19 protein-coding genes are annotated in these 24,364 nt (G+C 65.5%); 9 read left to right on the top strand and 10 right to left on the bottom strand.

Annotated elements, in window-relative coordinates; all coding sequences use genetic code 11:
• Positions 1–97: 97 nt before the first annotated feature.
• On the top strand, positions 98–2,872 hold the full coding sequence (tssH, locus tag NKH54_RS10405; protein WP_353028149.1) for a type VI secretion system ATPase TssH: 2,775 nt from the start codon (positions 98–100) through the stop codon (positions 2,870–2,872).
• Here tssH and NKH54_RS10400 read toward each other — a convergent pair whose 3' ends face one another.
• From NKH54_RS10400 to NKH54_RS10375, 6 genes are all read right to left on the bottom strand, one after another.
• Positions 2,873–4,108 (bottom strand): VWA domain-containing protein, encoded by a 1,236-nt coding sequence (locus tag NKH54_RS10400; RefSeq protein WP_353028148.1) that lies wholly within the window; start codon positions 4,106–4,108, stop codon positions 2,873–2,875.
• Positions 4,109–4,110: 2 nt separating this feature from the next.
• On the bottom strand, positions 4,111–6,363 hold the full coding sequence (locus NKH54_RS10395) for a DUF5682 family protein (protein WP_353028147.1): 2,253 nt from the start codon (positions 6,361–6,363) through the stop codon (positions 4,111–4,113).
• A gap of 4 nt (positions 6,364–6,367) precedes the next feature.
• Positions 6,368–7,447 (bottom strand): ATP-binding protein, encoded by a 1,080-nt coding sequence (locus NKH54_RS10390; protein ID WP_023673899.1) that lies wholly within the window; start codon positions 7,445–7,447, stop codon positions 6,368–6,370.
• Between the two features lie 19 nt (positions 7,448–7,466).
• Positions 7,467–8,900 (bottom strand): DUF5691 domain-containing protein, encoded by a 1,434-nt coding sequence (locus NKH54_RS10385; RefSeq protein ID WP_023738416.1) that lies wholly within the window; start codon positions 8,898–8,900, stop codon positions 7,467–7,469.
• A complete protein-coding gene (locus NKH54_RS10380; protein WP_353028146.1) occupies positions 8,897–10,300 on the bottom strand; it encodes an SWIM zinc finger family protein in 1,404 nt (467 codons plus the stop codon). The genes NKH54_RS10385 and NKH54_RS10380 overlap by 4 nt, the downstream gene beginning before the upstream one ends.
• 98 nt (positions 10,301–10,398) lie before the next feature.
• The gene (locus tag NKH54_RS10375; RefSeq protein WP_023687041.1) at positions 10,399–10,938 is read right to left on the bottom strand and encodes an Lrp/AsnC family transcriptional regulator; all 540 of its coding nucleotides are present in this window, start codon (positions 10,936–10,938) and stop codon (positions 10,399–10,401) included.
• A gap of 48 nt (positions 10,939–10,986) precedes the next feature.
• Here NKH54_RS10375 and NKH54_RS10370 point away from each other — a divergent pair, with 48 nt between their 5' ends.
• The gene (locus NKH54_RS10370) at positions 10,987–12,165 is read left to right on the top strand and encodes an MFS transporter (protein ID WP_353028145.1); all 1,179 of its coding nucleotides are present in this window, start codon (positions 10,987–10,989) and stop codon (positions 12,163–12,165) included.
• Between the two features lie 60 nt (positions 12,166–12,225).
• Positions 12,226–12,645: a GNAT family N-acetyltransferase gene (locus NKH54_RS10365; protein WP_023684459.1), complete on the top strand. Its 420-nt coding sequence runs from the start codon at positions 12,226–12,228 to the stop codon at positions 12,643–12,645.
• Here NKH54_RS10365 and NKH54_RS10360 read toward each other — a convergent pair.
• Positions 12,642–13,757: an anhydro-N-acetylmuramic acid kinase gene (locus NKH54_RS10360; RefSeq protein WP_023709949.1), complete on the bottom strand. Its 1,116-nt coding sequence runs from the start codon at positions 13,755–13,757 to the stop codon at positions 12,642–12,644. The genes NKH54_RS10365 and NKH54_RS10360 overlap by 4 nt on opposite strands.
• Before the next feature lie 213 nt (positions 13,758–13,970).
• On the opposite strand from NKH54_RS10360, the gene NKH54_RS10355 reads away from it, so the two are divergent.
• The 5 genes from NKH54_RS10355 to NKH54_RS10335 all read left to right on the top strand — a co-directional run bounded on the left by NKH54_RS10355 (position 13,971) and on the right by NKH54_RS10335 (position 18,734).
• Positions 13,971–14,654 carry an SDR family NAD(P)-dependent oxidoreductase gene (locus tag NKH54_RS10355; RefSeq protein WP_023668581.1) on the top strand — a complete coding sequence of 228 codons (684 nt, stop codon included), beginning with the start codon at positions 13,971–13,973 and terminating at the stop codon, positions 14,652–14,654.
• A 172-nt stretch (positions 14,655–14,826) separates the two neighbouring features.
• Positions 14,827–15,681, top strand: a complete 855-nt coding sequence (locus tag NKH54_RS10350) for a MetQ/NlpA family lipoprotein (RefSeq protein WP_023745558.1) — start codon at positions 14,827–14,829, stop codon at positions 15,679–15,681.
• A gap of 83 nt (positions 15,682–15,764) precedes the next feature.
• Positions 15,765–16,853: a methionine ABC transporter ATP-binding protein gene (locus NKH54_RS10345; protein WP_023834850.1), complete on the top strand. Its 1,089-nt coding sequence runs from the start codon at positions 15,765–15,767 to the stop codon at positions 16,851–16,853.
• On the top strand, positions 16,834–17,490 hold the full coding sequence (locus NKH54_RS10340) for a methionine ABC transporter permease (RefSeq protein WP_023668578.1): 657 nt from the start codon (positions 16,834–16,836) through the stop codon (positions 17,488–17,490). The genes NKH54_RS10345 and NKH54_RS10340 overlap by 20 nt, the downstream gene beginning before the upstream one ends.
• A gap of 137 nt (positions 17,491–17,627) precedes the next feature.
• Positions 17,628–18,734, top strand: coding sequence for an isopenicillin N synthase family dioxygenase (locus NKH54_RS10335; protein ID WP_023709947.1), 1,107 nt, complete (start codon positions 17,628–17,630; stop codon positions 18,732–18,734).
• 161 nt (positions 18,735–18,895) lie between these two features.
• On the opposite strand, the gene fba is transcribed toward NKH54_RS10335, so the two are convergent.
• The 3 genes from fba to mtnK form a co-directional block, all read right to left on the bottom strand.
• Complete coding sequence (gene fba, locus NKH54_RS10330; RefSeq protein ID WP_023687044.1) at positions 18,896–19,960, bottom strand: class II fructose-bisphosphate aldolase; 1,065 nt, start codon at positions 19,958–19,960, stop codon at positions 18,896–18,898.
• Between the two features lie 328 nt (positions 19,961–20,288).
• On the bottom strand, positions 20,289–21,383 hold the full coding sequence (mtnA, locus tag NKH54_RS10325) for an S-methyl-5-thioribose-1-phosphate isomerase (RefSeq protein WP_023668575.1): 1,095 nt from the start codon (positions 21,381–21,383) through the stop codon (positions 20,289–20,291).
• Positions 21,380–22,654 carry an S-methyl-5-thioribose kinase gene (mtnK, locus tag NKH54_RS10320; protein ID WP_023834846.1) on the bottom strand — a complete coding sequence of 425 codons (1,275 nt, stop codon included), beginning with the start codon at positions 22,652–22,654 and terminating at the stop codon, positions 21,380–21,382. Before mtnK ends, mtnA begins: the two co-directional genes overlap by 4 nt.
• Before the next feature lie 137 nt (positions 22,655–22,791).
• Here mtnK and NKH54_RS10315 point away from each other — a divergent pair, with 137 nt between their 5' ends.
• Positions 22,792–24,303 (top strand): sugar ABC transporter ATP-binding protein, encoded by a 1,512-nt coding sequence (locus tag NKH54_RS10315; RefSeq protein ID WP_023735628.1) that lies wholly within the window; start codon positions 22,792–22,794, stop codon positions 24,301–24,303.
• Positions 24,304–24,364 lie beyond the last annotated feature (61 nt).

The raw sequence follows: 24,364 nt of genomic DNA, 5'->3' as shown, positions 1-24,364 counted from the left end.
CTCTCCACAAAGGGAAAAGGCCGGCTGCATCAAGCGCTTTGTCAAGCGGCTGCTTATGTGGCAGGCTGTCGACGGGCAGATTGCAGGAGCACGTTCGATGGAACAGCGCCGGTCGTCGCAGGGGTTCAAACGCAAGGAACTGGTTGGCAAGCTCAATCCGGTCTGCCTGCGCGCCTTCAAGGCCGCCGCCGACAGCGCCAAGCTGCGCGGCAATCCTTACGTCGAACTCGTCCATTTCATAGAACAACTGGTGCTGTCCGAGCGTTCGGATGTGCAGATGATCATTGCCGATGCCGGCGTCGATGCCAGCCGGCTTACCAGCGAAATGACCCGCGCCGTCGACAAGCTGCCCTACGGCGCCACCTCGATCGAGGAATTTTCCGACCACATCTTCCACGCCATCCAGGAGGCCTGGAACCTGGCGACGCTGGAATTCGGCATGGAGGAGGTCCGCAGCGCCCATATCGTGCTCGCCTGCCTGAAGACGCCGGTGCTGGAAGGCCTGGTGGCGAAGATCAGCGGCGAATTCGACAAGATCGACGCCGACGGGGTCATCGCCCGCTTTGCCGAGGTGGTGGACGGTTCGCTCGAAGCCGGCGCCACGGCAGCAGTGGCTCCCACCGCGGAGGCGCCGCGGCGCGCTCCGGGCGGGGACTCCGCGCTGGCCAAATACGCCACAGACCTCACCCAGCGCGCCCATGACGGCAAGATCGACCCGGTCGTCGGCCGAGACCCGGAGATCCGGCAGATCATCGATATTCTGATGCGGCGCCGGCAGAACAACCCGATCCTGACCGGCGAGGCCGGTGTCGGCAAGACCGCGGTGGTCGAGGGGTTTGCCCTGCGCATCGCCCAGGGCGACGTGCCGCCGCCCCTGCAAGGCATCAGCGTGCGTATGCTCGACGTCGGCCTGATGCAGGCCGGCGCCAGCGTCAAGGGCGAGTTCGAAAAGCGCCTGAAGGCGGTCATCGACGAAGTTCAGTCATCCGAAACGCCGGTCATCCTGTTCATCGACGAGGCACACACGCTGATCGGCGCCGGCGGTGCGGCTGGAACCGGCGACGCTGCCAATCTCCTGAAACCGGCGCTGGCGCGCGGCGAACTGCGCACCATCGCGGCGACCACCTGGGCCGAATACAAGCAGCACATCGAAAAGGACCCGGCGCTGACCCGCCGTTTCCAGGTGGTCAAGATCGATGAGCCGTCGGAAGCGGTCGCTGTGCTCATGCTGCGCGGTGTAGCCGGCGTGCTCGAACAGCATCACGAAGTGCAGATCCTGGACGAGGCGATCGAGGCGGCGGTCGGCCTGTCGCATCGTTACATCCCGGCGCGGCAATTGCCCGACAAGGCGGTCAGCCTGCTCGACACCGCTTGCGCCAGGGTGGCGATCTCGCAGCATGCGACGCCGGCCGAGGTCGAGGACATTTTGCGGCGCCGCCAGGCGCTGGAAGTCGAAAGCGGCATCATCAGCCGCGAGGCCGCGATCGGCATCGAAGTAACTGACCGGCAGGCGCGGGTCGAGGCCGGGCTCACTGAGGCCGGGACCATGCTCGCCGCCGCCGAGGAGCGCTGGGAGCGCGAAAAGGCGCTGGTTGCCGAGATCCTCGAACTGCGCGCGCGGCTGCGCGGCGACGGCGTCCCGCTCGATGCGGTGGCGACAGCTGAGGCCGAAGCCGAACCGGCAGCGCCGGACGAAGAAAAGACCAAGGTGCCCAAGGCCGAGACGCCCAAGGCCGAAACGTCCGAGACCGAAGCGCCGGCTGCCGAAGCTGCGCCGTCAGATCCTGCCGCCGATCTGGCGCGGCTGCGTGAACTCATGGCCGAGCTTGCCACCGCGCAAGGCGAGACGCCGCTGATCCTGCCGTCGGTCGACCGCAATGCGGTAGCTGCCGTGGTCCAGGACTGGACCGGCATCCCGACGGGACGGATGCTGTCCAGCCAGACCGAAAAGGCGCTCAAGCTGGCCACCACGCTGTCCGAACGTGTCGTCGGCCAGGATCACGCCATGGAGATGATTGCCAAGCGCGTGCAGACCAGCCGCGCCGGGCTCGGAGCGCCGGAAAAGCCGGTCGGCGTGTTCCTGCTCTGCGGCCCCTCGGGAGTCGGCAAGACCGAGACGGCCCTGGCGTTGGCCGAGACGCTCTATGGCGGCGAACAGAACCTGATCTCGATCAACATGTCCGAATTCCAGGAGGCGCACACCGTCTCGACGCTCAAGGGCGCACCGCCCGGCTATGTCGGCTACGGCAAGGGTGGCATTCTCACCGAGGCCGTGCGCCGAAAACCCTATTCGGTGATCCTGCTCGACGAGGTCGAGAAGGCGCATCCCGACGTCCACGAGATCTTTTTCCAGGTCTTCGACAAGGGCATGATGGATGACAGCGAGGGAAGGCGCATCGACTTCAAGAACACGCTGATCCTGCTGACGTCCAATGTCGGCTCCGAAGTCATCATGGAGCGGACCGGCAACGGCACGGTGAGGGCTGGGCTCGACGGCCTCGATGCTGCACTGCGCGCTCCACTGCTGAAGGTGTTTCCAGCGGCCTTCCTCGGCCGCGTCGTGACCATCCCTTACTATCCGCTCTCGGATTCGATGATCGAGGCCATCACCCGCCATCAGTTCGGCAAGATCGCGCGGCGGCTGCGCGCCAGCCACGACGCCGAACTGGTGATCGGCGACGGCGTCATGGCGCTGGTCAAGGCGCGCTGCACCGAAATCGAGTCCGGTGGCCGCATGATCGACGCCATCCTCACCAACACGCTGTTGCCGGAACTCAGCCGCGGCGTGCTGAACCGGTCGCTCGACGGCGAGAAGATGACCAAGGTGACCGTCAGCGCTTCCACTGACGGGTTTGCCTATTCGTTCGAATAGTCAGGCCTGACTGCTCGGCTCCGTCTCGGCGCGGATCAGCTTGATGTCGGCGCCGGCTGCCCAGGCGCCGATATCCTCGCGCCGCAACGCCGCCGCCATCATGTCGGGAAACAGGTCCGGCGTGCAGGCGAAGACCGGTATGCCAAGTGCCGCGACCGAAGCCGACATCGCCGGATCATAGCCCGGCCGGCCCTGATCGGTCAGCGCCAGCAGCACGATGACATTGACGCCGGACCGGACCAGCGCCGCAAGCCGCCGCAGCAAGTCCTGGCCGTTGCCGCCCTCATAGAGGTCGGTGATCAGCACGAAGTGGGATTTGGTCGGCCGCTCGATGCGGTCGGCGCAATAGGCGACCGCCTGGTTGATGTCGGTGCCGCCGCCGAGCTGCACGCCAAACAGCACCTCGACCGGGTCGCTGAGCTCTTCGGTCAGGTCGACGATGGCCGTGTCGAAACAGACCAGCTTGGTGCGCACGACCGGCAGCGACGCCATCACCGCGGCGAAAATCGAGGCGTAGATCACCGAGCTCGCCATCGAGCCGGACTGGTCGACGCACAGCACCACTTCGTCGAGATCGACCAGCCGGCGTTGCTTGCGCATGAAGCCGACCAGTTTTTCCGGCACGACGGTTTTGTGCTCAGGCTGGTAGTGGCGAAGATTGGCCGAGATGGTGCGCGGCCAGTCGATGTCGCGTTGGCGCGGCCGGTTGGTGCGCCGCGACTTGTCGAGCGCGCCACGGATCGCCTCGGCGGTCTTCTGCTCCAGCCGCTGCATCAGCTTGGCAACGATGTCGGCGATGATGGTGCGGGCGATGTCCTTGGTCTTGGCCGGCATCACCGAACGCAGCGAGATCAGGTCGGCGACGAGGTTGACGTCGGCCTCGATCGCCTTGAGGAATTCCGGCTCCATCAGCATCTGCTTCAGGTTCAGCCGCTCAAAGGCATCCTTCTGGACGATCTGGACCACCTGGGCGGGAAAGAAGGAGCGGATATCGCCCATCCATTGCGCCACGCGTGGCGCCGAGCGGCCGAGCCCGCCGCGCCGCTTGCGCGGGTCGGAATCGGCATTGGCGCCGTCGCCGTAAAGCGCATCGAGCGCCGAAGACAGTTTTTTGTCATCACTGGAAAGGGCGGAGGAAGCCTCGTCATCGGCGCCGATCGCCAGCCGCCAGCGGCGCTCGCGCCCGCTATCGGAGGATGCTGGGCCGGGTTCGGGCACTTCGGCTTCGTCATCCATTGTCACACTCCGCCCGCCAGCAATGGCCCAAGCCGCTCCAGGTGACGGCGCCAGCCCTCGCCGCCATCCGGCGCCGGCGTCAGGCCGGCCGGCAACCTTGCGGTGCGGCCGAGCACGGCCTCGATCAACCGCCGCCGCTCCATCGAGTCCAGATTGGAGAAGACGCGGCGCAGCAATGGCAGATGCGCGATGAAAGCGTCCTCGTCGAGCGATTTCAGCCACCCATCGACGGCGCCGCGCAGGCCCTCGTCATAGATCAGCCGCTGGCCGGCAGTGCTGAAGAAACCTTCGAAGAACCCCGCTGCCTGGGCGACCGGCGTCCCCGGCGACAGCCTGCGTCCGAGCAGCCCGGCGGCGTCCTCTGCCGACAGTTGGCCGGCTTCATAGAGCAGATGCGCGGCGCAGCCGGCGAGCAGCGCCGTCGAGCGCGGACCTTCCAGCACGCCGGTCATGCCGTTGCGCCATGCATCGAGCACGTCTTCGCCGGGCTCGACCAGCCGGATCGCCGTGTCGGCCTTGCGCACAGCACCGACCAGCGTGGTGGCGGCCTGCTCGTCCAGGTCGCGCACCGCATAGGGCAGCGCGATCGCGCCTTCGACGATCAACCGTTCCAACAAACCGGACAGCCGGTTGGTTTCGGTCTTGCGCGCCTCGCCGTAACGGATGATGTCGGCAAGCGGCGGCACCGAGGCCAGCATCTCCAGGCATTCGCTGCTGTGCGCTGCGCGCGCCTCCAACGCTACAAGGCCGGCGCTCGCGGCCTCCGACAGATCTGCCGTAATGGCGCTCTGGACAAGGGCGGCAAGCGTGTCGAGGCTCGCGGCCGCACCGAGCATCTGGATCAGGCGGCCATTGGCGGCCTTTTCGATAGTCGGGCCGTAGATCAGGTTCTCGACCAGGCGCACGGCATATTCCGGCTCCCAGGCCAGCGTCCATTTTTCGCGAAAGGTGCCGCGGCTGCGGCCGGCGTCGGCCAGCCTGCCCCATTGCACGCCAAGCACGTTCAGCCGGTGCAGCAATGTCGAACGAAACAGTCCGCTTTCGCTGCGCAGATCGACCGACAGCTCGCGTTCCAGCGCCTCCGGCTTCAGCCGCGCCGCCTTCTGGTTGCGCTGCAGGTCCTCGATCAGCGGCGCCAGCGGCGTGTCGGGCGGAATCTCGCCGACATCCGCGCCCAAAAGCAGCTCGGCCTCGACCAGCGCCCACAGCACCGCTTCGCCGTTGAACAGCGCCGCGATCGCGGCATCGCGCAATTCCTCGAAGCCGGGCTTCGGCCGCTCGCGAATGGCAGCCAGTGTGCGCGCAAGCCGCTCGGCCTCGATCAGCGACGCGGTCGACACCAGATGGCCCTTCGCCCGCAGCACCGCCGCGATCGTCGCCAGCCACAGCGTCGCGGCGTCGCGCCGCCCTCGTGTGCGCCACAGATGCTTGCACCAGCCGGGCGCGACGACGCCGGCGCCATAACCATAGCCCAGCGCAAGACGCGGCCCGGTCCATGGCGCCCATGTCATGATGCTTTTGCGCCGGGCAATTCCCTTGATCAGCGCCTGGTCGTTCTTCTGCGTGTGCGCGGCCTGCAGGGCAGGCACATGCCATGCGCCGCAGACGACGGCGATCGGTCCGGCGAATTCCTTGCGCGCGGCGGCGATTTCCAATCGCATATGCGCTTCACGCTTGGCCTCGAACGGCGCGATCGCACCTTCGCCGTCGCGCAGCGTCGTCATCGCATCGGTGATGGCAGCGAAGATTGGACCCGGCTGCGGATTCTGCTCGATAATGTCGGCCCACCAGCTTTCGCCATCTTCATAGCCGGCGGCCGCAGCCAGCGTGCCGATCGGGTCGCGATGCGATGCGGGCTCGCCATCCTCACCGGTTTCGTCCTTGGGTTCGGGCTTGTCGGCGTCAGCCGTTTTGTCGGTGTCGTCGGTTGCCGGTGCCGCGAACCGTGCCGATGACGGCAGGTCGATGAACCGCAATGCCGCCTTGTTCTCCACCGCCCACACCGCCGCCTGGTATTCCGGCGAGAACTCGGCGAACGGCCAGAAACTTGTCGCGGCCGGGTCGTCCTCGGGGTAGCAGAGCAGCGCCACCGGCGGCTGCATCTGCGGGCGCGCCAGCAATGGCAGCAGGGCGGACGCGTCGCTCGGCCCTTCGATCAGCACCGCGACCGGCTGCAAGTCCCGCAGCGCCTGCACCAGGCTGTCGGCGGAGCCCGGCCCGTGATGACGGATGCCGAAATAGGCGACGTCGCTCATGACCTCAGATCGCTGCGTTCAGTGCCGCGTAATAGCCGGCATAGTCCGGCCGCTTCTTGAGCACCGTTTCGAGATATTCCTCCAGCACCACCTTGTCCTGCACCGGGTCCTTGACGATCGCTCCGACAAGGCTGGCGGCGAGGCCTTCGGCGCCGAGTTTGCCGCTGTCGAACCACGCCGCCTGGCTGAGGCCGCCGACCATGGTGGCGATCGCCTCGGCGGTCGACAATGAACCCGAAGGCGTCTTCAGCGTCACCTTGCCGTCAGCGGTTGCGCCCGAGCGCAGCTCGCGGAAAATGGTCAGCACGCGCGCAATCTCCTCGCCGACATTTTTCGGCACCGGCAGGTCGAGGCCGCCGGCCATCTCGTCGACCCGCTTGGAGACGATCGCCACCTCTTCGGCCATGTCTTCGGGCAGCGGCAGAACCACCACATTGAAGCGGCGCTTGAGCGCCGAGGACAGCTCGTTGACGCCCTTGTCGCGATTGTTGGCGGTGGCGATGATGTTGAAGCCGCGCTGGGCATAGAGCGAGGTGTTGAGCTCCGGGATCGGCATCATCTTTTCCGACAGCACGGTGATCAGCGTGTCCTGTACATCGGAGCCCATGCGCGTCAACTCTTCCAGGCGGCATAGCTTGCCGCTCTCCATGGCGCGGTAGAGCGGCGTCGGCACCAGCGCCTCCTGGCTCGGCCCTTTGGCCAAAAGCTGCGCATAGTTCCAGCCGTAGCGGACCTGGTTCTCGTCGGTACCGGCCGTGCACTGCACGATCAGCGTGGAATTGCCCATGATGGCGGCGGCGAGATGTTCCGACACCCAGGATTTTGCGGTGCCGGGAACACCGAGCAGCAGCAGCGCGCGGTCCGTGGCGAGTGTCGCCACCGCCGTTTCCATCAGTCGGCGGCGGCCGACATATTTTGGCGATATCACGGTGCCGTCGCTTGCCTTGCCGCCGAGCAGGTAGGTCAGAACGGCCTTTGGCGAGAGGCTCCATCCCGCAGGTTTTTGCTTGTCGTCATTGCGCGCCAGCGCCTGCAGTTCAGCGGCATAGGCCTGCTCGACGGGGAGGCGGATGGCTGCGTTCATGGTGCTGTTCTCCGGATTGTCATGGGTTGGTTCCCGTCAGGGCCGCGTTGAGGCGCAGGAAAGCGAGCGAGGCTGCCGCCGGCGGCATGCCGGCCGCAACGACATGCTCGATCAATTTTTCCGCTGTCGCCGCAGTGGCCAGAAAGCCCAAAGTTTCCAACAGGTCGTCGACGGTTCGCTTCATCGCGTCATCATTGCCGGCGACAGCCGAACGCAACACCGCCAAGCTCTGGCCGTTCGTCAGGTCGGGCCAATCCAGCCAGTTGGCTTCGAAGCCCTCGGCAAGGGTGAGCGTGCTAACATACTGCGGCGTATCTTTCAGGATCAATCTGACCAGGACACGCTTCCTGCGGCTATCCAGGCGCGGTGTCAGGTGCAGCACGAACAGTGCCGGCTTGCCACCCTCGGCGATCAGCGTGTCGGCCATCTGCGTTACTGCAGCGTCGCTGCCCGACGCGGCGACCATTCGTGAGATCTGGATGTCGGCATTGTTGTCGGCACCGAACTGCCAGGCTGCAATGAAATCGGGTTCGCTGACCCCAAATCGGGAAGCAAGGTCGACCAGATTGCAGGTCTCGAACAGTTCGGCGCGGCGCTTTTCCTGCGCCGGGGATTTGAGTTTTGCCGGGGTGTAGGTGGTGCGGCGGCGGATAAAGCCGGATTTGCCTTCTGCGATGAAGGCGGCAAGTTCGGCAACGGGATCGTCGGCACCGCCACCAACACGACCGTGCTCGCCCAACCTCGCCAGCAGCCGGCTCGCCAGTTCCTGCACCTTGCCGGAGCGGTCAGTGGCCAGGCTTTTCAGGAACGGCGCGTCCTCAGGCGTCAGGCCGAAATGCATGAGTTCGATCAGTGCCAGCCGGACTTCCGCCGGCTCGCCGGGCGCCTTCGCTTCCATCAGGCTGCGGGCCGTGGCCGGATCGCGACGGCGCATCTCGGTCAACGCGATACGGCGCGCGGCGGGGTAAAAGTCATCCCAGTTCTGCACCGTCAGTTGCTCCTGCGGCGCAATCTTCAGCCCCTCGACGCTGGCCTGCCAGTCGATCCACGGCGCATAGATGTCAGGGCTGTTCTGGTCTGATGCCGACGGCATCCAGTCCATCGGATGCAGCACGTAGCCACGGCCGGCGACGAGCGTCGCCACGCGCGCCTTGCGCCGCGCATCGGCGGTGTTCTTCAAGGCAGCCCGCAACAGCGGCCGCAACCGCTCCGGCAGCAGCGGCAGGCCAAGCCTCGGCAGCGGCGGGCGCCGCTTCAGCGACTTCGGCGCGGCTGGCCTTAAGCCCACATCGAGCGCCTGCGCGGCGATGGCCAGCAACAGCCGCTCCCGTTCGTCCGGGCTTGCGCCGCCGGCGATTTCCTTCCACGCGGCTGGCGCCAGATCGAACGCAGTTCCGCCGGTGATCCAGCAGTCGCGCATCGTCGCCAGGCCGGTTTGCTCGAGCTCGTTCATGACAGATCGAGCCTCCCGAAGCCGCTTTGCGCGGCGAGCAGATCGAGCCGCGCGCCGTTCCACAGGGCTGCCGTTGCCGAAAGGTCGAGACCGAGCACGGTTTGATCGACGGTTCCGGCGACAGGCAGGGCGATCCCTTGCGGGTCGTGCGCCGCTTGCCACCAGGCGGTGCCGCGCTCATCGAGCAGGATCGCGCCGGCAGGCAGCATCAGCGGGCTATCGGTCGACCAGGGCGCTGCGTCCTGGTGCGCCGCATGCGCCGCGAGCGGGTCCTTGACAGCGTCGAGGCCGAAATCCGGCCAGGCGCCCGACACGACGTCGCCCTTGCGCTCCGCCACCAAGGCCCGCAGTGGCTGGCGCGACGGGTAGAATACCAGGCGGGCGTGGAACCGGTCACCGGGCGTGAACGCCGCCGAGCGGCGGCCGGCCGAAGCCGGAAAGAAATCGAGCAGCAGCGCAAACTGCGGCGTCGGGCTTTTCAGATCGAGCAGCCAGGTCGAATGGCTGACGAGACCGTCGCGGCGGGTCTCGATCTTCTCGCCGACGACCTCCCAATGGCTGTCGACCTGCTTCGCGTCGGGACTGGACAGAACCTGGTCGCGGGTTTCGGACGCCGACACCAGTCGCTTCAGCTCGGGATCGTCGGGCGCCGAGCGCCAGGCTTTGGCCAGCAGCACCAGCTTGCCGAGTTCGCGGATCGCCGCGTCCGGCCGTTCCTCGCTGCGCAGCGCCATTAGCCGGGCCGGGATTTCGTCGATGCGTCCCGCAAGCGCCGTTGCTTTCATGTCGACCAGCCTGGCGGCAATGCGGCGGCAGCGCTCGCTGCTGGCGTCGGCAAAGGCGGAAAGGCCGAGCCGCAGCTGGTCGGCAATCCACTGGTCGAGTTCGTCCAGCGCGCCTGCCACCGCGGTGCGCGTATCTTCCGCCCGCTTGCGCTGCGCCGTCTCGCGGCGCTCCGTCGCGGCGGCGTCATCGACGGTGCTTTCCTCTGCCTGCGAGGCCTCGCCAATGCTCTTGCCAGACGCGCCCCTGCCAGACTTTGCGTCGACCGGCGGGGGCGCACTCTTCCTGCGCCGGCCAAGCCAGTCATTGACCCATTCCGGCGTTGTTTCGGCTGATGTGAAGCTGGCCGGCGCCGTGGCGGCGATCCACATCAGCGCCAGCGTGTGCTTGCAGGGAAATTTTCGCGACGGGCAGGTGCATTTGTAGCCGTGGTCGCCGGTGTCGACGACGGTGCGATAGGGGTTGGATCCCGAGCCCTGGCATTCGCCCCAGATCAGCGCCTGCTGCTCGTTCTTCTCCAGCCGCGGCCAGTTCGAGCGCTTGGTGAGCTTCGAGGCGGCGCTTAGCGACGCCTGATCGGGGGCCAGCGCCTCGATGGTTTTCAGTTCGAATTCCAAGCCGCGCCTCTCGTCACCCCAAATCAATGCCTGGCATCAATATAGGGTGCCGTTTGTGAAGGATTGTTGTGGCCCCGGCAAGACGAAGATAGCGCAGATCAGTACAACGGCGTGGCCATATGCCGGGGCGTCGGCCATTGCGCCGTGATCTCGGGCTGCACCGGGCGCTCGAGATAGGTCGACAGCACGACATAGCTTCGCGTCGAGGTGACGCCGGGCGTTTCGTAGAGACGCGCCAGCAGGCCTTCGAGCGCCCTGGTGTCCTCGGTGCGGACCTTGAGAAGCATGCAGGTGTCGCCGGCCACCGAATGGATTTCCTCGACCTCAGGATATTGGGAGACGGCCATCAGCTCCGGTGTCTTGCCCCAGCCCTTGGTATCGATATGCACGAAGGTGAGCAGCGGCTTCTTCACCGCCTTCGGGTCGATGATCACAGCCGTGCCGCGGATGGCGCCGCTGCGCCGCAGGCGCTTGACCCGCTCATGCGCCGCCGGCGGCGAAAGGCAGACGCGTTCGCCAAGTTCGGCGTAGCTGATCGTCGCATCCTCGACCAGCACGCCTAATATTTTTCGGTCGATTGCGTCGAGCTCGCGGGGAGCTACCTTGTTCTGCAGAACCCCATCTGTTTCTTCGTCCATATCGAAATTCCTTGTTGTCGCGGAATCCAGTTCGGCCATTATGACCCGATGACGAACGCGCATCAAGCTGCAACGCTCCATCAGCCGATCCCGGCGCTGGCCTACCTCCTGACCGGCTGCATCGCCGTCATCGGCTCGAACTCGCTGGTCCTGGGTCCAATTGCTCCGGCAGTCGCCGCATCCTTCGGCACCAGCGTGCCGGCGGTGATGGCCGCGTCGGCTGCCTTCGGTCTCGGCACTTCCGCCAGCGCTTTGTTCCTCGCCCGCTATATCGACGGCGTCGGCGCCCGCCGCATGCTGCAGGGCGCTCTGCTGTTGCTGGCGGTCGGGCTTCTCGTCAGCGCGCTGGCGCCGACGGTGATCATGCTGGTCGCGGCCCAGGCCGTCGCCGGCATCGCCGCCGGCGTCGCCATGCCGGCCATCTATGCCAGTGCAGCGGCAATTGCGCCGCCCGGCCGCGAAAGCGGCACGATCGGCGTCGTGCTGACCGGCTGGACGGTCTCCATGGTGGCCGGCGTGTCGCTGTCGGCCGTGCTTGCCGATCTCGTGCACTGGCGCGCCGTCTTCGCCGCCGTCGCGGTGCTTTCCGCCATTGCGCTTGCTGCCTTGTCGATGACCTCGCTCAGCGACGTCAGGAAGAGCGGCCCGGCGCCGTCGCCGTTCGTTGCGCTGGCCATTCCGGGCATCGTGCCGCTGCTCATCGCCTGCACCGCCTTCATGACCGCTTTTTACGGCGTCTACGGCTATCTCGGCGATCATCTGCACCAGGATCTGGGCGAGCCCGTCAGCGCCAATGCGCTGGCCGCACTCGCCTACGGCGCCGGCTTCGGCGCCGCGGCCTTCCTCGACGGCGTCATCGACCGCATCGGCGCACGGCGCGTCATGCCTTTCGCCTATCTGCTGGTCGCCGTCGTCTATGTCGCGATCGCGCTCGCAAGCAGCAATTTCGTGCTGATCCTGGCTATCATCGCCATCTGGGGCCTTGCCAATCATTTCGGCCTGAACGTGCTGGTGATGCGCCTTGCCGCGCTCGATCCGTCGCGCCGTGGCACCATCATGGGCCTGAACAGCTCGGTCACCTACCTCGCCGTCTTCATCGGCACCACCAGCTTCGGGCCGCTTTATTCATCGTTCGGCTTTGCCATCTGCGCCATCGTCGCCGCCGTGCTGATGCTGGTTGCGGCAGCAGCGGGGTCATGGCGATCGCCGCTGCCCATCAAGCCGTAAAGCTTGCGTTCTCATCCCGTCCTTCGCTAGAGCTTGGCTTGCCATGCGAGCCCCGCCCGGATGAAGACGACGCTTGAAACCACTGCCGACCCCTCGTCAGACGACCTCGCCTTCCTGGCCGAGCGGCTGACGGCGTTCAATGACGGCGATGTCGGCCCCTCCGGCCGCAAGCCGATCGCCGTCTTCGTTCGTGATGAGCACGGCGCTGTCGTCGCCGGCATTTCGGGATACACCGCCTGGGGCTGGCTCTATGTGCAGTGGCTGTGGGTCGACGAACGCCTGCGCGGCCGGCATATGGCCGGCGACATGCTGGGCGCTGCCGAGGAGGAAGCGGTCAAGCGCGGCTGCCAAAACGCCTGGATTGATACGTTCAATCCGACAGCGGCCAAAGTCTATGAGCGGCAAGGCTACCGGCGCTTCGGCGAACTGCCTGACTTTCCCGTCGGCCGCAGCCGCATCTTCCTGCAGAAGAAGCTCTAACCTGCCAGCCGCCCGCCTTGCATCGGCCGCGGCACGCCGGTGGTGCTGGGAAAGCTGATCGGCAGGCCGCGCAGCACGCGCACGGCAAGGAAGGCAAAGCATTCAGCCTCCACCGCATCGCCTTTCCAGCCCAGTGTCTCGGCCTGCACAACCTCGACGTTGGCGCGCCTCGCCAGCATCGCCATCATCGTCGGGTTGCGGCGGCCGCCGCCACTGACCGCCAGCCGCTTCGGCCGGCGCGGCAACAAATCGAGCGCCTTGCCGACGGCCGAGACGGTGAAGGCCGTCAGCGTCGCCGCCCCATCCTCTGCGCCGAGGCCGTCGGCCATGGCGGCGCCGAAGTCGAAACGGTCGAGCGATTTCGGATAGGGCTTGGTCAGATACGGATGCTGGAGCAATTTGGCCAGCCGCACTTCATCGACGGTGCCGGCCGCGCCCAGTGCGCCGTCGCGGTCCATCTCGCCGAGGCCGTTTGCCTTGATGAAATCGTTGAGCGGCGCGTTGGCCGGGCCAGTGTCGAAGGCGACGATGTTGTCCTTGCCGTCCCACCAAGTGACGTTGCCGACACCGCCGAGATTGAGCACAGCGGTGTCCCCGCTGGCGTCGGCTTCCCTCAAAAGCGCCGCGTGGTAGGCAGCCGCCAGTGGTGCGCCCTGGCCGCCAGCGCGCACATCGTCCGAGCGGAAATCATAGGCGACCTTGGCGCCCAAAATGGAATGCATCAGCGCGCCATCGCCCAACTGGCGCGTATCGCCGCGCCGCCCGGGTTGCGGGGCACGATGCAGCACGGTTTGGCCGTGAAAACCGACCACGCCGATATCGCCCATGGTCAGGCCGTAGCTTTCGACAAGGTCCTTCACCGCCGCCGACTGCGCCCGCGTCAGCGCCTCCTCGGCTTCGGCAAAGATCGCCGGCTCCGGCCCGTCGAAATTCCACACCCGGGCCTGACGCAGCGTCTCCTCCAGCAAGGCACGGATCGCTGCGGGGTAGGGGGCCAGCGTATAGGTGCCGAAATCGGCGATCCGCTCGCCATCGGTCTTGATCAGCGCCACGTCGATATTGCCGTCAAGCACGGTGCCGGTCATCAGGCCGACGGCCCAGATTGGTTCCACGGTCGACTCCCTTGCGACACCGTTTGCGATTCCAACGCAATCACCTGTCGGACGGATTGTCTCGCCAGGCAAGACCCTGGCCGCGGTCGATTGCTCCGAACCTGCCGGCAGGGTTTTTCACCGAACAGCGAAAATCGAGCAACGCCGTTCTTGCGTCTCGCCGCTCAAGACGCCAGCTATGAGACGAACACGTCATCGCCAAGGAGAAACGACATGGCATCCGAAGTCGCAGTGATCGCCGGCGCGGGTGCGGGCCTGAGCGCCTCTTTGGCACGCCTTCTCACCACGGAAGGCTATCGTGTGGTGCTGGCCGCCCGCAACACGGCCAAACTCGCGGCGCTGGTCGGGGAAACCGGCGCGCTGGCCGTCGAAACCGACGTCGCCGATCCGGCCTCCGTCGCCGGCCTGTTTGACGCCGCCGACAAGCAAGGCCCGCTGGCCCTTGCCGTCTTCAATGCCAGCGGCCGCACGCGCGGCCCGATCGCCGAGGTCGATCCCGATGCGGTCAAACAAGCCTTGCTTGTCGGCGCCTATGGCGGCTTCCTGGTCGGCCAGCAAGCGGCGCGGCGGCTGCTTGCGCGCGGCTCCGGTTCGATTCTTTTCACCGGCGCCTCCGCCAGCATCAAGGGCTTTCCCAACTCCGCCGGCTTTGCCATGCCGAAATTCGGCCTGCGCGGTCTGGCTCAGTCGATGGCGCGCGAACTCTTCCCGAAGAACATCCATGTCGCCCATTTCATTATCGACGGCCAGATCGAGCCGGTCGGGACGAAGCCCGAGCGACCGGACAGCCAGCTGTCGCCCGATGCGATCGCGCAGACCTATCTCGCGACCCATCGCCAGCATCGCAGCGCCTGGAGCTTCGAGGTCGAGCTGCGGCCCTTTGTCGAGACATTCTGACCGGTCCGGCGTGAGCGTTCTCGCAATCGCGAAATCTTTGAGAGAATATTCCCGGCTTCGTGTTTGAGAAGAAATGCGGTTCTTTGATCCGGCAAGCAGCATTGCCGATGATGTCGTCAAGGCTTGGTATTCCACCTCGCCGCAATGACTTCAGGATTACGAGGGATCGACAATGTCCGAACGCGGAAACGCTTCCAGCTCTCTTCTTTTTTCAGCCATCAGCCGGCGAGCTGCCCTTGCGGCACTTTTTGCCTCGGCCATCACGCTTGTTGGTCTGGCTCAGCCGACGCCGTCCTTCGCCGAGGACAAGAAGTCTATCAAGGTCGGCATCATCAGCGGCGAGGATGAGGATGTCTGGCGCGTCGTCGTCGCCCAGGCCGCCGAAAAAGGCCTGACCGTCGAGACCGTGGTGTTCAACGACTACACCCAGCCCAACGAGGCGCTCGAGCGCGGCGAGATCGACGCCAACGCCTTCCAGCACCAGCCCTATCTCGACAACCAGATCAAGACCCAAGGGTACCACATCGTGCGCGTCGGCTACACCGGCGTCTGGCCGATCGGCCTCTACTCCAAGAAATACACCAAGGTTGCCGACCTGCCCGAAGGCGCCGTCATCGGCTTGCCCAACGACCCCTCGAATGAGGGCCGCGCGTTGCGCGTTCTGCAGAACGAAGGCGTGATCAAGCTGAAGGACGGCACCGGCATCCTGGCGACTACCGCCGACATTGCCGAGAACCCGAAGAAGGTCGTCATCAAGGAACTGGACGCCGGCATTGTCGGCCGCTCGGTCGAGGATCTCGACGCGGCTGTCGTCAACACCGACTGGGCGCTGAAGAGCGGTCTCGGCCCGGACAACCGCATCGCCCAGGAGCCGGTGGCCGACAACCCCTACCGCAACTTCATCGCCGTGAAATCCGGCAACGAGAACGAGGCGTGGGTGAAGACGCTGGTCGCGTCCTACCAGAACGAGGCGGTCAAGGCCGAGTTCGACAAGGTCTACAAGGGCACCGGGATCAGCGCCTATTGATTGGCGCCTGGTTGTCAGGAGCAGGCGGCCCGCTGTTGAGCGGGCCGCTGTCGCATTTGTCGAGCGTTGAAACGGACAGTGAGATGAACCAGCACGTCACGGCCGAGGCATCCGGTCCGGTCAATATATCGGCCGGGCAGGAAGATGTCGTACGCCTGGTCGACCTCAAGCGCCGCTTCGGCGCGACGCCTGCGCTCGACGGCGTCTCGCTGACGGTGCGCAAGGGCGAGATCCTCGGCATCATCGGCCGCAGCGGCGCCGGCAAGTCGACGCTGATCCGCTGCCTCAACGGGCTGGAGCGGCCGGACTCCGGCGACGTCTTCATCGAGGGCCGCGAGATCGGCCGGCTCGGCGAGCGTGAATTGCAGCCGCTGCGGCGTCGCATCGGCATGATCTTCCAGCACTTCAATCTGCTGTCGGCCAAGACCGTGGAGGACAATGTCGCGCTGCCGCTGAAGATCGAGGGCCGCCCAAAGGCCGAACGGCTGGCGCGCGCCGCCGAATTGCTCCATCTCGTCGGCCTGTCGGAGAAGGCGAAGGCCTATCCGTCCTCGCTGTCGGGCGGCCAGAAGCAGCGCGTCGGCATCGCCAGGGCGCTGGCCGCGCGGCCGGCGCTGCTGCTGTCCGACGAGGCGACCTCAGCGCTCGATCCGGAGACGACGCGCTCCATCCTGGCCTTGCTGAAAGACATCAACCGGCAGCTCGGCCTCACCATCCTGCTCATCACCCACGAGATGGAGGTGATCCGCTCGATCGCCGACCGCGTCGCGGTGATCGATGCCGGGCGCATCGTCGAACAAGGCCCGGTGTGGTCGGTCTTTGCCGAGCCGCGTTCCGAAATCACCAGGAGCCTGCTCGGCGGCATCCGCCCGCAACTGCCGGCCGAGATTGCCGGCCGGCTTGCTCCCGGAGGCGGCGCCGAGCTCATCCTCAGGGTCGACGTCGCAGGTGAGGCCGCGCGCGGTCCGCTGCTGTCCGATCTTGCGGTGGCCGTGCCGGGACGGTTCCGCCTCGTCCATGGTGGCATCGACCATGTCCAGCAGCAGCCGGTCGGCACGCTGTTCCTTGCGGTCGCGGGCAACGATCCGAAACATCTGTCCAAAGTAATCGCATTCCTGAAGGCCCGCGACGCACGGGTGGAGGTGCTTGGCCATGTCGCCGGTTCTGTTTGAACTTCTGCTGCGCTCGATCTGGGAGACGGTCCTGATGACGGCGGCATCGGGCCTCATCTCGCTCGTCTTCGGGCTGCCGCTCGGCCTGGCATTGATTGCCACCGAGCGCGGCGGCATTGCCGAAAGCCTGTGGGTGAACCGCGCGCTCGGCGCCGTCATCAACGGCTTCCGCTCGGTGCCTTTCATCATCCTTCTGGTGGCGCTGATCCCGGTGACGCGGCTGATCGTCGGCACCTCGATCGGCACCTGGGCGGCGATCGTGCCGTTGTCGATTGCGGCGACGCCCTACTATGCCCGCATCGCCGAAGTGTCGCTGCGCGAGGTCGATCGCGGCCTGATCGAGGCGGCACGCGCGATGGGCGGCAATCGCTGGACGATCATCCGCGAGGTGCTGGTGCCCGAAGCTTTGCCCGGCATCGTTGCTGGTTTCACGGTGACGCTGGTAACGCTGATCGGCGCTTCGGCCATGGCCGGCGCCATCGGTGCCGGCGGGCTCGGCGATCTCGCCATCCGCTATGGCTACCAGCGTTTTGAGACCAGCGTCATGGTCGCCGTGGTCATTGTGCTGATCATTCTCGTTTGCGGCATCCAGTGGGTCGGCGACCGGCTGGTCGCCAGGCTGGACCGGCGCGGATGAGCGGCCACGAACGTTATTTGCCGGCAGGCTGCCAAACGCAGCGCCGGCTTTCTCTATCGGCGCCGAGATTGGGTTGCGCGTTGCTTTGATCGGACCGGCCTGCGTGCCACCGTGACAGCGAAACAAGGAGCTTGACCATGCCCAGGATCGTACCCGTGCTTGATCTCGGCCGCCTCGAGCAGGGCGCTTCGGAACGGCGAACGTTTCTCTTCGACCTGCGCACGGCCGCGCGCGATGTCGGCTTCTTCTATTTGACCGGCCACGGCATATCGGCTGCGGATACCGCAGAAGTGCTCGACGCGTCGCGCCGCTTCTTTGCCCTGCCGGAAGCCGACAAACTGGCAATTGAAATGGTCAAGTCCTCGCAGTTCCGCGGCTACACGCGCGCCGGCGGCGAGCTGACCAAAGGCAAGGCCGACTGGCGCGAACAGCTCGACATCGGCGTCGAACGCCCGGCCATCGAACAAGGCCCCGGCGTGCCCGCCTGGACGCGGCTGCAAGGGCCCAACCAGTGGCCGGCCACGCTGCCCGAGCTGAAGCCGGCGCTACTCGCATGGCAGGCCAAGGCGACGGCGGTGGCGATCCGGCTGCTCCGGGCCTTCGCTTTGTCGCTCGATCAGGCCGAGGACGCCTTCGATCCCGTCTACCGGGCCGAGCCCAACCATCGCATGAAGATCGTGCGCTACCCCGGCCGCGACGCCACCGGCGACAACCAGGGCGTCGGCGCGCACAAGGATGGCGGTTTCCTGACGCTTCTGTTGCAGGACGAGAGCAAGGGGCTGCAGGTCGAATATGACGGTGCCTGGGTCGACGTCGATCCGCTGCCCGACACGCTGGTGGTCAACATCGGCGAACTGCTCGAGCTGGCCTCCAACGGGTATCTGAGAGCAACGGTCCACCGCGTGGTAACGCCACCGGCCGGTGTCGAGCGGATTTCGGTGCCCTTCTTCTTCAGCGCCCGGCTCGACGCCACGATCCCGCTGCTCAACCTGCCCGAGGAACTGGCGGCCGAGGCGCGGGGTCCGGCCAGCGATCCCGACAATCCGCTGTTTCGCAATGTCGGTACCAATGTGCTGAAGAGCCGCCTGCGCTCGCATCCCGACGTGGCGCGCCGGCACTACGCCGATCTCCTGGAAACCGGCGCTCAGCCGGCTGAAATCTTGGAAGACAAGAACGAAATTTCCGCATCCCGCATTGTTTTAGAAAGCCGTTCGTCGCCAACCGCAGCGAATGCGCGCATATAGGAATTATCGTTCGGCGGTTTCCTCCCATTCCACCGAACGGTGTTCCCCTCTGAAGGTTCTTGACCTTCTTTTGGCCGGGCTGCTTTCGCGCCCGGCCTTTTTTATGTCAATAGCTCTTCTTTCTTCCCCACAAGGGGAGAAGGAAGAGGCGCCAGGGGACTTCACCCAAACTTCGGATCAAGGCTGCCCGACTTGTAGCGCTTGGCCATCTCAGCTACCGGCAGCGGCTTGATCTTCTGGGCATTGCCGGCGGTGCCGAACTGCTCGAAGCGCTCCTTGCACAGTTTGCGCATCGCGGCCATGGCCGGCGTCAGGTATTTGCGCGGATCGAACTCGCTCGGGTTTTCGGTCAGCACCTTGCGGATGGCGCCGGTCAGCGCCATGCGGTTGTCGGTGTCGATGTTGATCTTGCGCACGCCGTGCTTGATGCCGCGCTGGATCTCTTCCACCGGCACGCCCCAGGTCGGCTTCATCTGGCCGCCATATCTATTGATGATTTCCTGCAGGTCCTCGGGCACCGAGGACGAGCCGTGCATCACCAGATGCATGTTGGGCAGGCGGCGGTGGATTTCCTCGATGACGTTCATCGCCAGCACCGCGCCGTCCGGCTTGCGTGAGAATTTGTAGGCGCCGTGGCTGGTGCCCATGGCGACAGCCAGCGCATCGACATGGGTGTCCTTGACGAACTCGACCGCCTGTTCCGGATCGGTCAAGAGCTGGTCGTGGCTGATGGCGCCTTCGACGCCGTGGCCGTCTTCCTGCTCGCCGCCGCCGCTCTCAAGCGAACCGAGCACACCGATCTCGCCTTCCACCGACACGCCGCCCCAATGCGCCATGTCGACGACGCGCCGGGTGATGCCGGAATTGTAGGCATAGTCGGCCGGCGTCTTGCCGTCCTCTTTCAGCGAGCCGTCCATCATCACCGAGGTGAAGCCGTACTGGATGGCGGTGACGCAGGTGGCTTCGTTGTTGCCATGGTCGAGATGCATGCAGACCGGGATGTCGGGGTGGATTTCGACCAGCGCGTCGATCAGCTTGGCCAGCACCACATCATTGGCGTAGGCGCGGGCGCCGCGGCTGGCCTGCAGGATGACCGGCGACTTGGTCTCCTCGGCCGCCTCCATGATGGCGAGGCCCTGTTCCATATTGTTCATGTTGAAGGCGGGTACGCCGTAGCCGTATTCGGCGGCGTGGTCGAGCAATTGTCTCAGTGTTATGCGAGCCACCCAATAGTCTCCCGTATCTGGTTTCAAGCGCAACGTCGCGGGCCGGCCGGTTGCCGGCCTAGATGCTTCTGGCCGGATTTCGCCAGAACCGCAACCGTCAGCGGCCATCGTGGCCGCAATTCTTGTTGCAGGGCTGAAATCCGGTAGCCAGCCGGTGAGGCGCTAATCTACCCATTGAGGGGGAGATGGACGGCAGGCCAGAGGGGGTCGGTTCGACTGGAGCGCTAGCGTCCATCTGTCGGTGCTGGGAGGTCGCGTCAGGACGCGCCGACCCCCTCTGTCGCCTTTGGCGACATCTCCCCCTCAAGGGACCCTCAATGGGGGGAGATTATCCGCGTTCGGGGAACATCGCCTTCAACCCTTCGCGCGAAGCCTTGGCCACACCGCGCTCGGTGATCAGCCCTGTCACGAGCCGTGCCGGCGTCACATCGAACGCCGGATTGGCCGCCGGCGTCGCTTCGGGCGAAACCCGCACCTGCGCAATCTTGCCGTCCGCCGTCTTGCCCCAGACCAGCGACACCTCGTCACCGGAGCGTTCCTCGATCGGGATTTCGGTCAGCCCATCACCCACCGTCCAGTCGATGGTCGGCGAGGGCAGAGCGACGTAGAAGGGCACCTCATTATCGGAGGCGGCGAGCGCCTTGAGATAGGTGCCGATCTTGTTGCAGACGTCGCCATTGGCCGTGGTGCGGTCGGTGCCCACGATCACCATGTCGACCGCGCCACGCTGCATCAGATGGCCGCCGGCATTGTCGACGATCAGCGTGTGCGGCACGCCGTGGCCGGCCATCTCCCAGGCGGTCAGCTGGGCGCCCTGGTTGCGCGGGCGCGTCTCGTCGACATAGACATGGACCGGAATGCCGGCCTCGACGGCGAGATAGATCGGCGACGTGGCGGTGCCGTAATCGACCGTCGCCAGCCAACCGGCGTTGCAGTGGGTGAGGATGTTGACCGGCTCGCCCGGCTTCTTGCGTGCCGCGATCTCCTTGATGATGGCAAGCCCGTTCTCGCCGATGGCGCGATTGAGATCGACATCCTCGTCTGCGATTTCGGCAGCGCGCTTATAGGCCGCCTCCGCGCGCTGTCCCAATACGATCGGCCTGAGGAACCGCCGCATCTCGTCCAGTGCCCAGCGCAGATTGATCGCCGTCGGCCGCGTCTTGTGCAGCGTCTCCCAGACCGCGTCGAGCGCTTCGTCAGACGGATCGTCCGCCATCTGGATGGCGACGCCATAGGCTGCGGTGACGCCGATCAGCGGCGCGCCACGAACCCACATGTCACGGATCGCGGTGGCGATGCCGGCAACGCTCCCGATCGTCTCGACCCGGAACTCGTGCGGCAGCCAGCGCTGGTCGATGATCTCGACCGAACGCTGGTCGTCGCTCAGCCAGATGGTGCGGTAGTGGCGCTCGCCGACGTTCAAATCCTGCTCTCCCGTTCGATCAAAGCGGCCAGATTATTGACCTCGTCCATGCCGTGAATCTGGTGCCGGTTGACGGCGATGTGGCGGCCGAATTTCAGCGCCTTGGCCTCGCAGGAGGCTCGCAGATCCTCGTCTTCAATGGTCTCGAAATCGGCATTGTGGGCGAGGCCGAGGATGCGCCGGTGCACCTCGATGCCGGCAAAGCCCAAGAGGTCGGTCCAGATCTGGTGCAGCACATGGTCGAGCGCCTGCTCCGAGGCGAGAATGTCGCCCTGATCCTCGAACAGGCTCTTCTGGTAAAGCATGCCGGTGCGCTCGGTGCGCCATAGATGCGAGAACTCGGCGCGGAACACCGTCCAGGTGTCATTGGTCACCCCGAGCAGATAGGCACGCATGGCGTCACGCTTGCCCTTGTGTTCATGGCCGCGCTGCGAGAAGTAGGACATCCAGAAATTGGCGAGCAGCATGCCGACGTCGAAGGCCATCGGACCGTAGAAGGCGAATTCCGGATCGATCATCCGCGTCTCGGTGTCGGTGACCATGATCGAGCCCGAATGCAGGTCGCCATGCAGCAGCGTCTCGGCGTTGGCGGCGAAGATATGCTTCAGCCGCTGCGCCTCGACCTTGAGGTCGCGGTCGGCGCGCAGCTCGGCGACCAGGCCGTCGAGCTGCGGCGAGGTGTGCCGGTTCAGCTTGGCGTCGAAATAGGGATCGGAAAACACCAGGTCTTCCGTGATGCCGCAGAGCTCGACATTGTCGGCGAACAGCGCCAGGTCGGCCTTGCGGTCCTTGGTCGGCATGGAGAGATCGGAGCCGCGGAACAAAGTGCGGGCCATGAACAGGCCGATGTCGCGGGCGATATTTGGCAACTCGCGGCCGCCGATCAGGGCACGGCGCAGGATGATGTGCGGCGGCGCCAGATATTCCATGATGATCAGCGCCTGGGCTTCGTCGAAATGGAGGATCGCCGGCACCGAACCCGGCGCGCGCGCCTCTTGCCGCGTCAGCGCGTGATACTCGAAGAAGGAGCGTTTGAGCGGCAACGGCCAGCTGTCGCCGACGAGGCGAACATAGGGCAGGGCCTGCTTGACCACGGCCGCACCCGACACGCCCTCGACGATGAAGACGAGGTTGAGATTGCCGTCGCCGACCTCGCGCACCTTCCAGGCACCGGTATCGGGGCCGATTTTTGCGCACAGCGCTTCGTTCGTGCCGAGGCGCGTTGCAAGCGTCTCCACCGACAGTGCTTCGAACGGCAATTTCGCAGTCATTCCTCACCCTCCCGCTTGCTCGCTCAATCATAGTGGAGCGATGGCGGTGAGGCCAAGCTAGGAAGCTGACTGGCAATTGTCAATCGAGTTGACAATTGATGACGTAGCCCATAGCGTCATGGTCAGGGAGGAAACGAATGGGCAATGATGCCGTGTTCCGCGTGGACGGGCTGAGGAAGTCCTTCGGCCATATCGAGGTGCTTGGCGGCGTCTCGCTCGAACTGCATGCCGGTGAGATCACCGTGCTGATGGGCGCCAATGGCGCCGGTAAGTCCACCCTCGTGAAAATTATCAGCGGCGTCTACGACCATGCCGGCGGCACCATGCACCTGGCCGGTCATGATTTCGCGCCGAACACGCCGGCCGAGGCGATCCGCGCAGGCGTCGTCACCGTGCATCAAAACATCAATGACGGCGTCGTCGCCGATCTCGATGTCGCCACCAATCTGACGCTGGATAGGTTGAGCGGCAAGGGCGCGCCGCTGCTGTTCAACCCCGGCCGGGTGCGCCGCGAAGCCAAAGCGGTGGCCGACCGCATGGGGCTCGCCATCGACCTCAAGGCCCGCATCAGCGATCTGTCGCTGGCCGATCGCCAGATGGTGGCCATCGCGCGCGCCATGGCGCACCAGCCGAAAGTGCTGATCCTCGACGAGCCGACCTCCTCACTGTCCAGCGCCGAGGCGGACCGGCTGTTCGCCCTGCTCGACCGGCTGCGCGAGCAAGGCGTCGCCATCCTCTACATCTCGCACCGCATGTCGGATATCAGGCGGCTTGCCGACCGCATCGTCTCGATGCGCGATGGCGTCATCTCAGGCGTCTTCGACAGCGAGCCTCTCGACTATGAGGGCGCCGTTAACGCCATGCTCGGCCGCAAGATCCATCTTGACCGCATCGAAGCCAGGAGTTCTGCCAAGCCGATCCTGACCGTCGATGCCTTGCGCATCGCCCCTGGTGCCCGGCCATTCTCGCTGACGCTCGGCGACGGCGAGGTCGTTGCCATCACCGGCCTCGTTGGCGTCGGCAAGACCGCGCTCGCCGAGACGCTGTTCGGCTTGCGCAAGCCGCTGTCCGGTACGATGACTTTATATGGCAAGCCCTATGCGCCCGCGTCGACCGGCGAAGCCATCGCCGCCGGCGTGTTTCTGGTCGCCAAGGACCGCGGCGAAAACGGCATCGTCGGCGGCTTCAACATCCAGGAAAACATCAGCCTGCCCTTCCACAAGCGCATGTCGCGCTTTTCAGTTCTCAAACGCGGCCTTGAACGCACGATTGCCCGCCGGCAGATCGAGGATCTCGGCATCGTCTGCCGCTCGGAGAAGGACGAGATGACCACTCTGTCGGGCGGCAACCAGCAGAAGGTGATGGTGGCCCGCTGGATGGCGCAGGACGCCCGATTGTTCATTCTCGACGAACCGTTCCAGGGCGTCGATATCTCCGCCAGGCGCGACATCGCCGCCAAGCTGAGGGCAAGCGCCAATGGCCGCGCCACGCTGCTGTTCGTCACCGAACTCGACGAGGCACTGGAGACGGCCGATCGCATATTGGTGATGTCCGAGCAGACCATCGTCGGCGAACACCGCAACGCCGATGTCGATCTCGACCGTCTGCTGGCCGAAGTCGCGGGCGGGCCGTTGCACAGTGCGGCCTGAGCCACGATGATTGAAGAACTGAGGGTTGGAATGGAGTGCACGGGTTTGAGTTGGGTATTGA

Source organism: Mesorhizobium sp. M1004, from assembly GCF_040318795.1.
GTDB lineage: Bacteria > Pseudomonadota > Alphaproteobacteria > Rhizobiales > Rhizobiaceae > Mesorhizobium.
The sequence above is the reverse complement of the archived record's forward strand: the minus strand, read 5'-3'. Positions and strand labels throughout refer to the sequence as shown.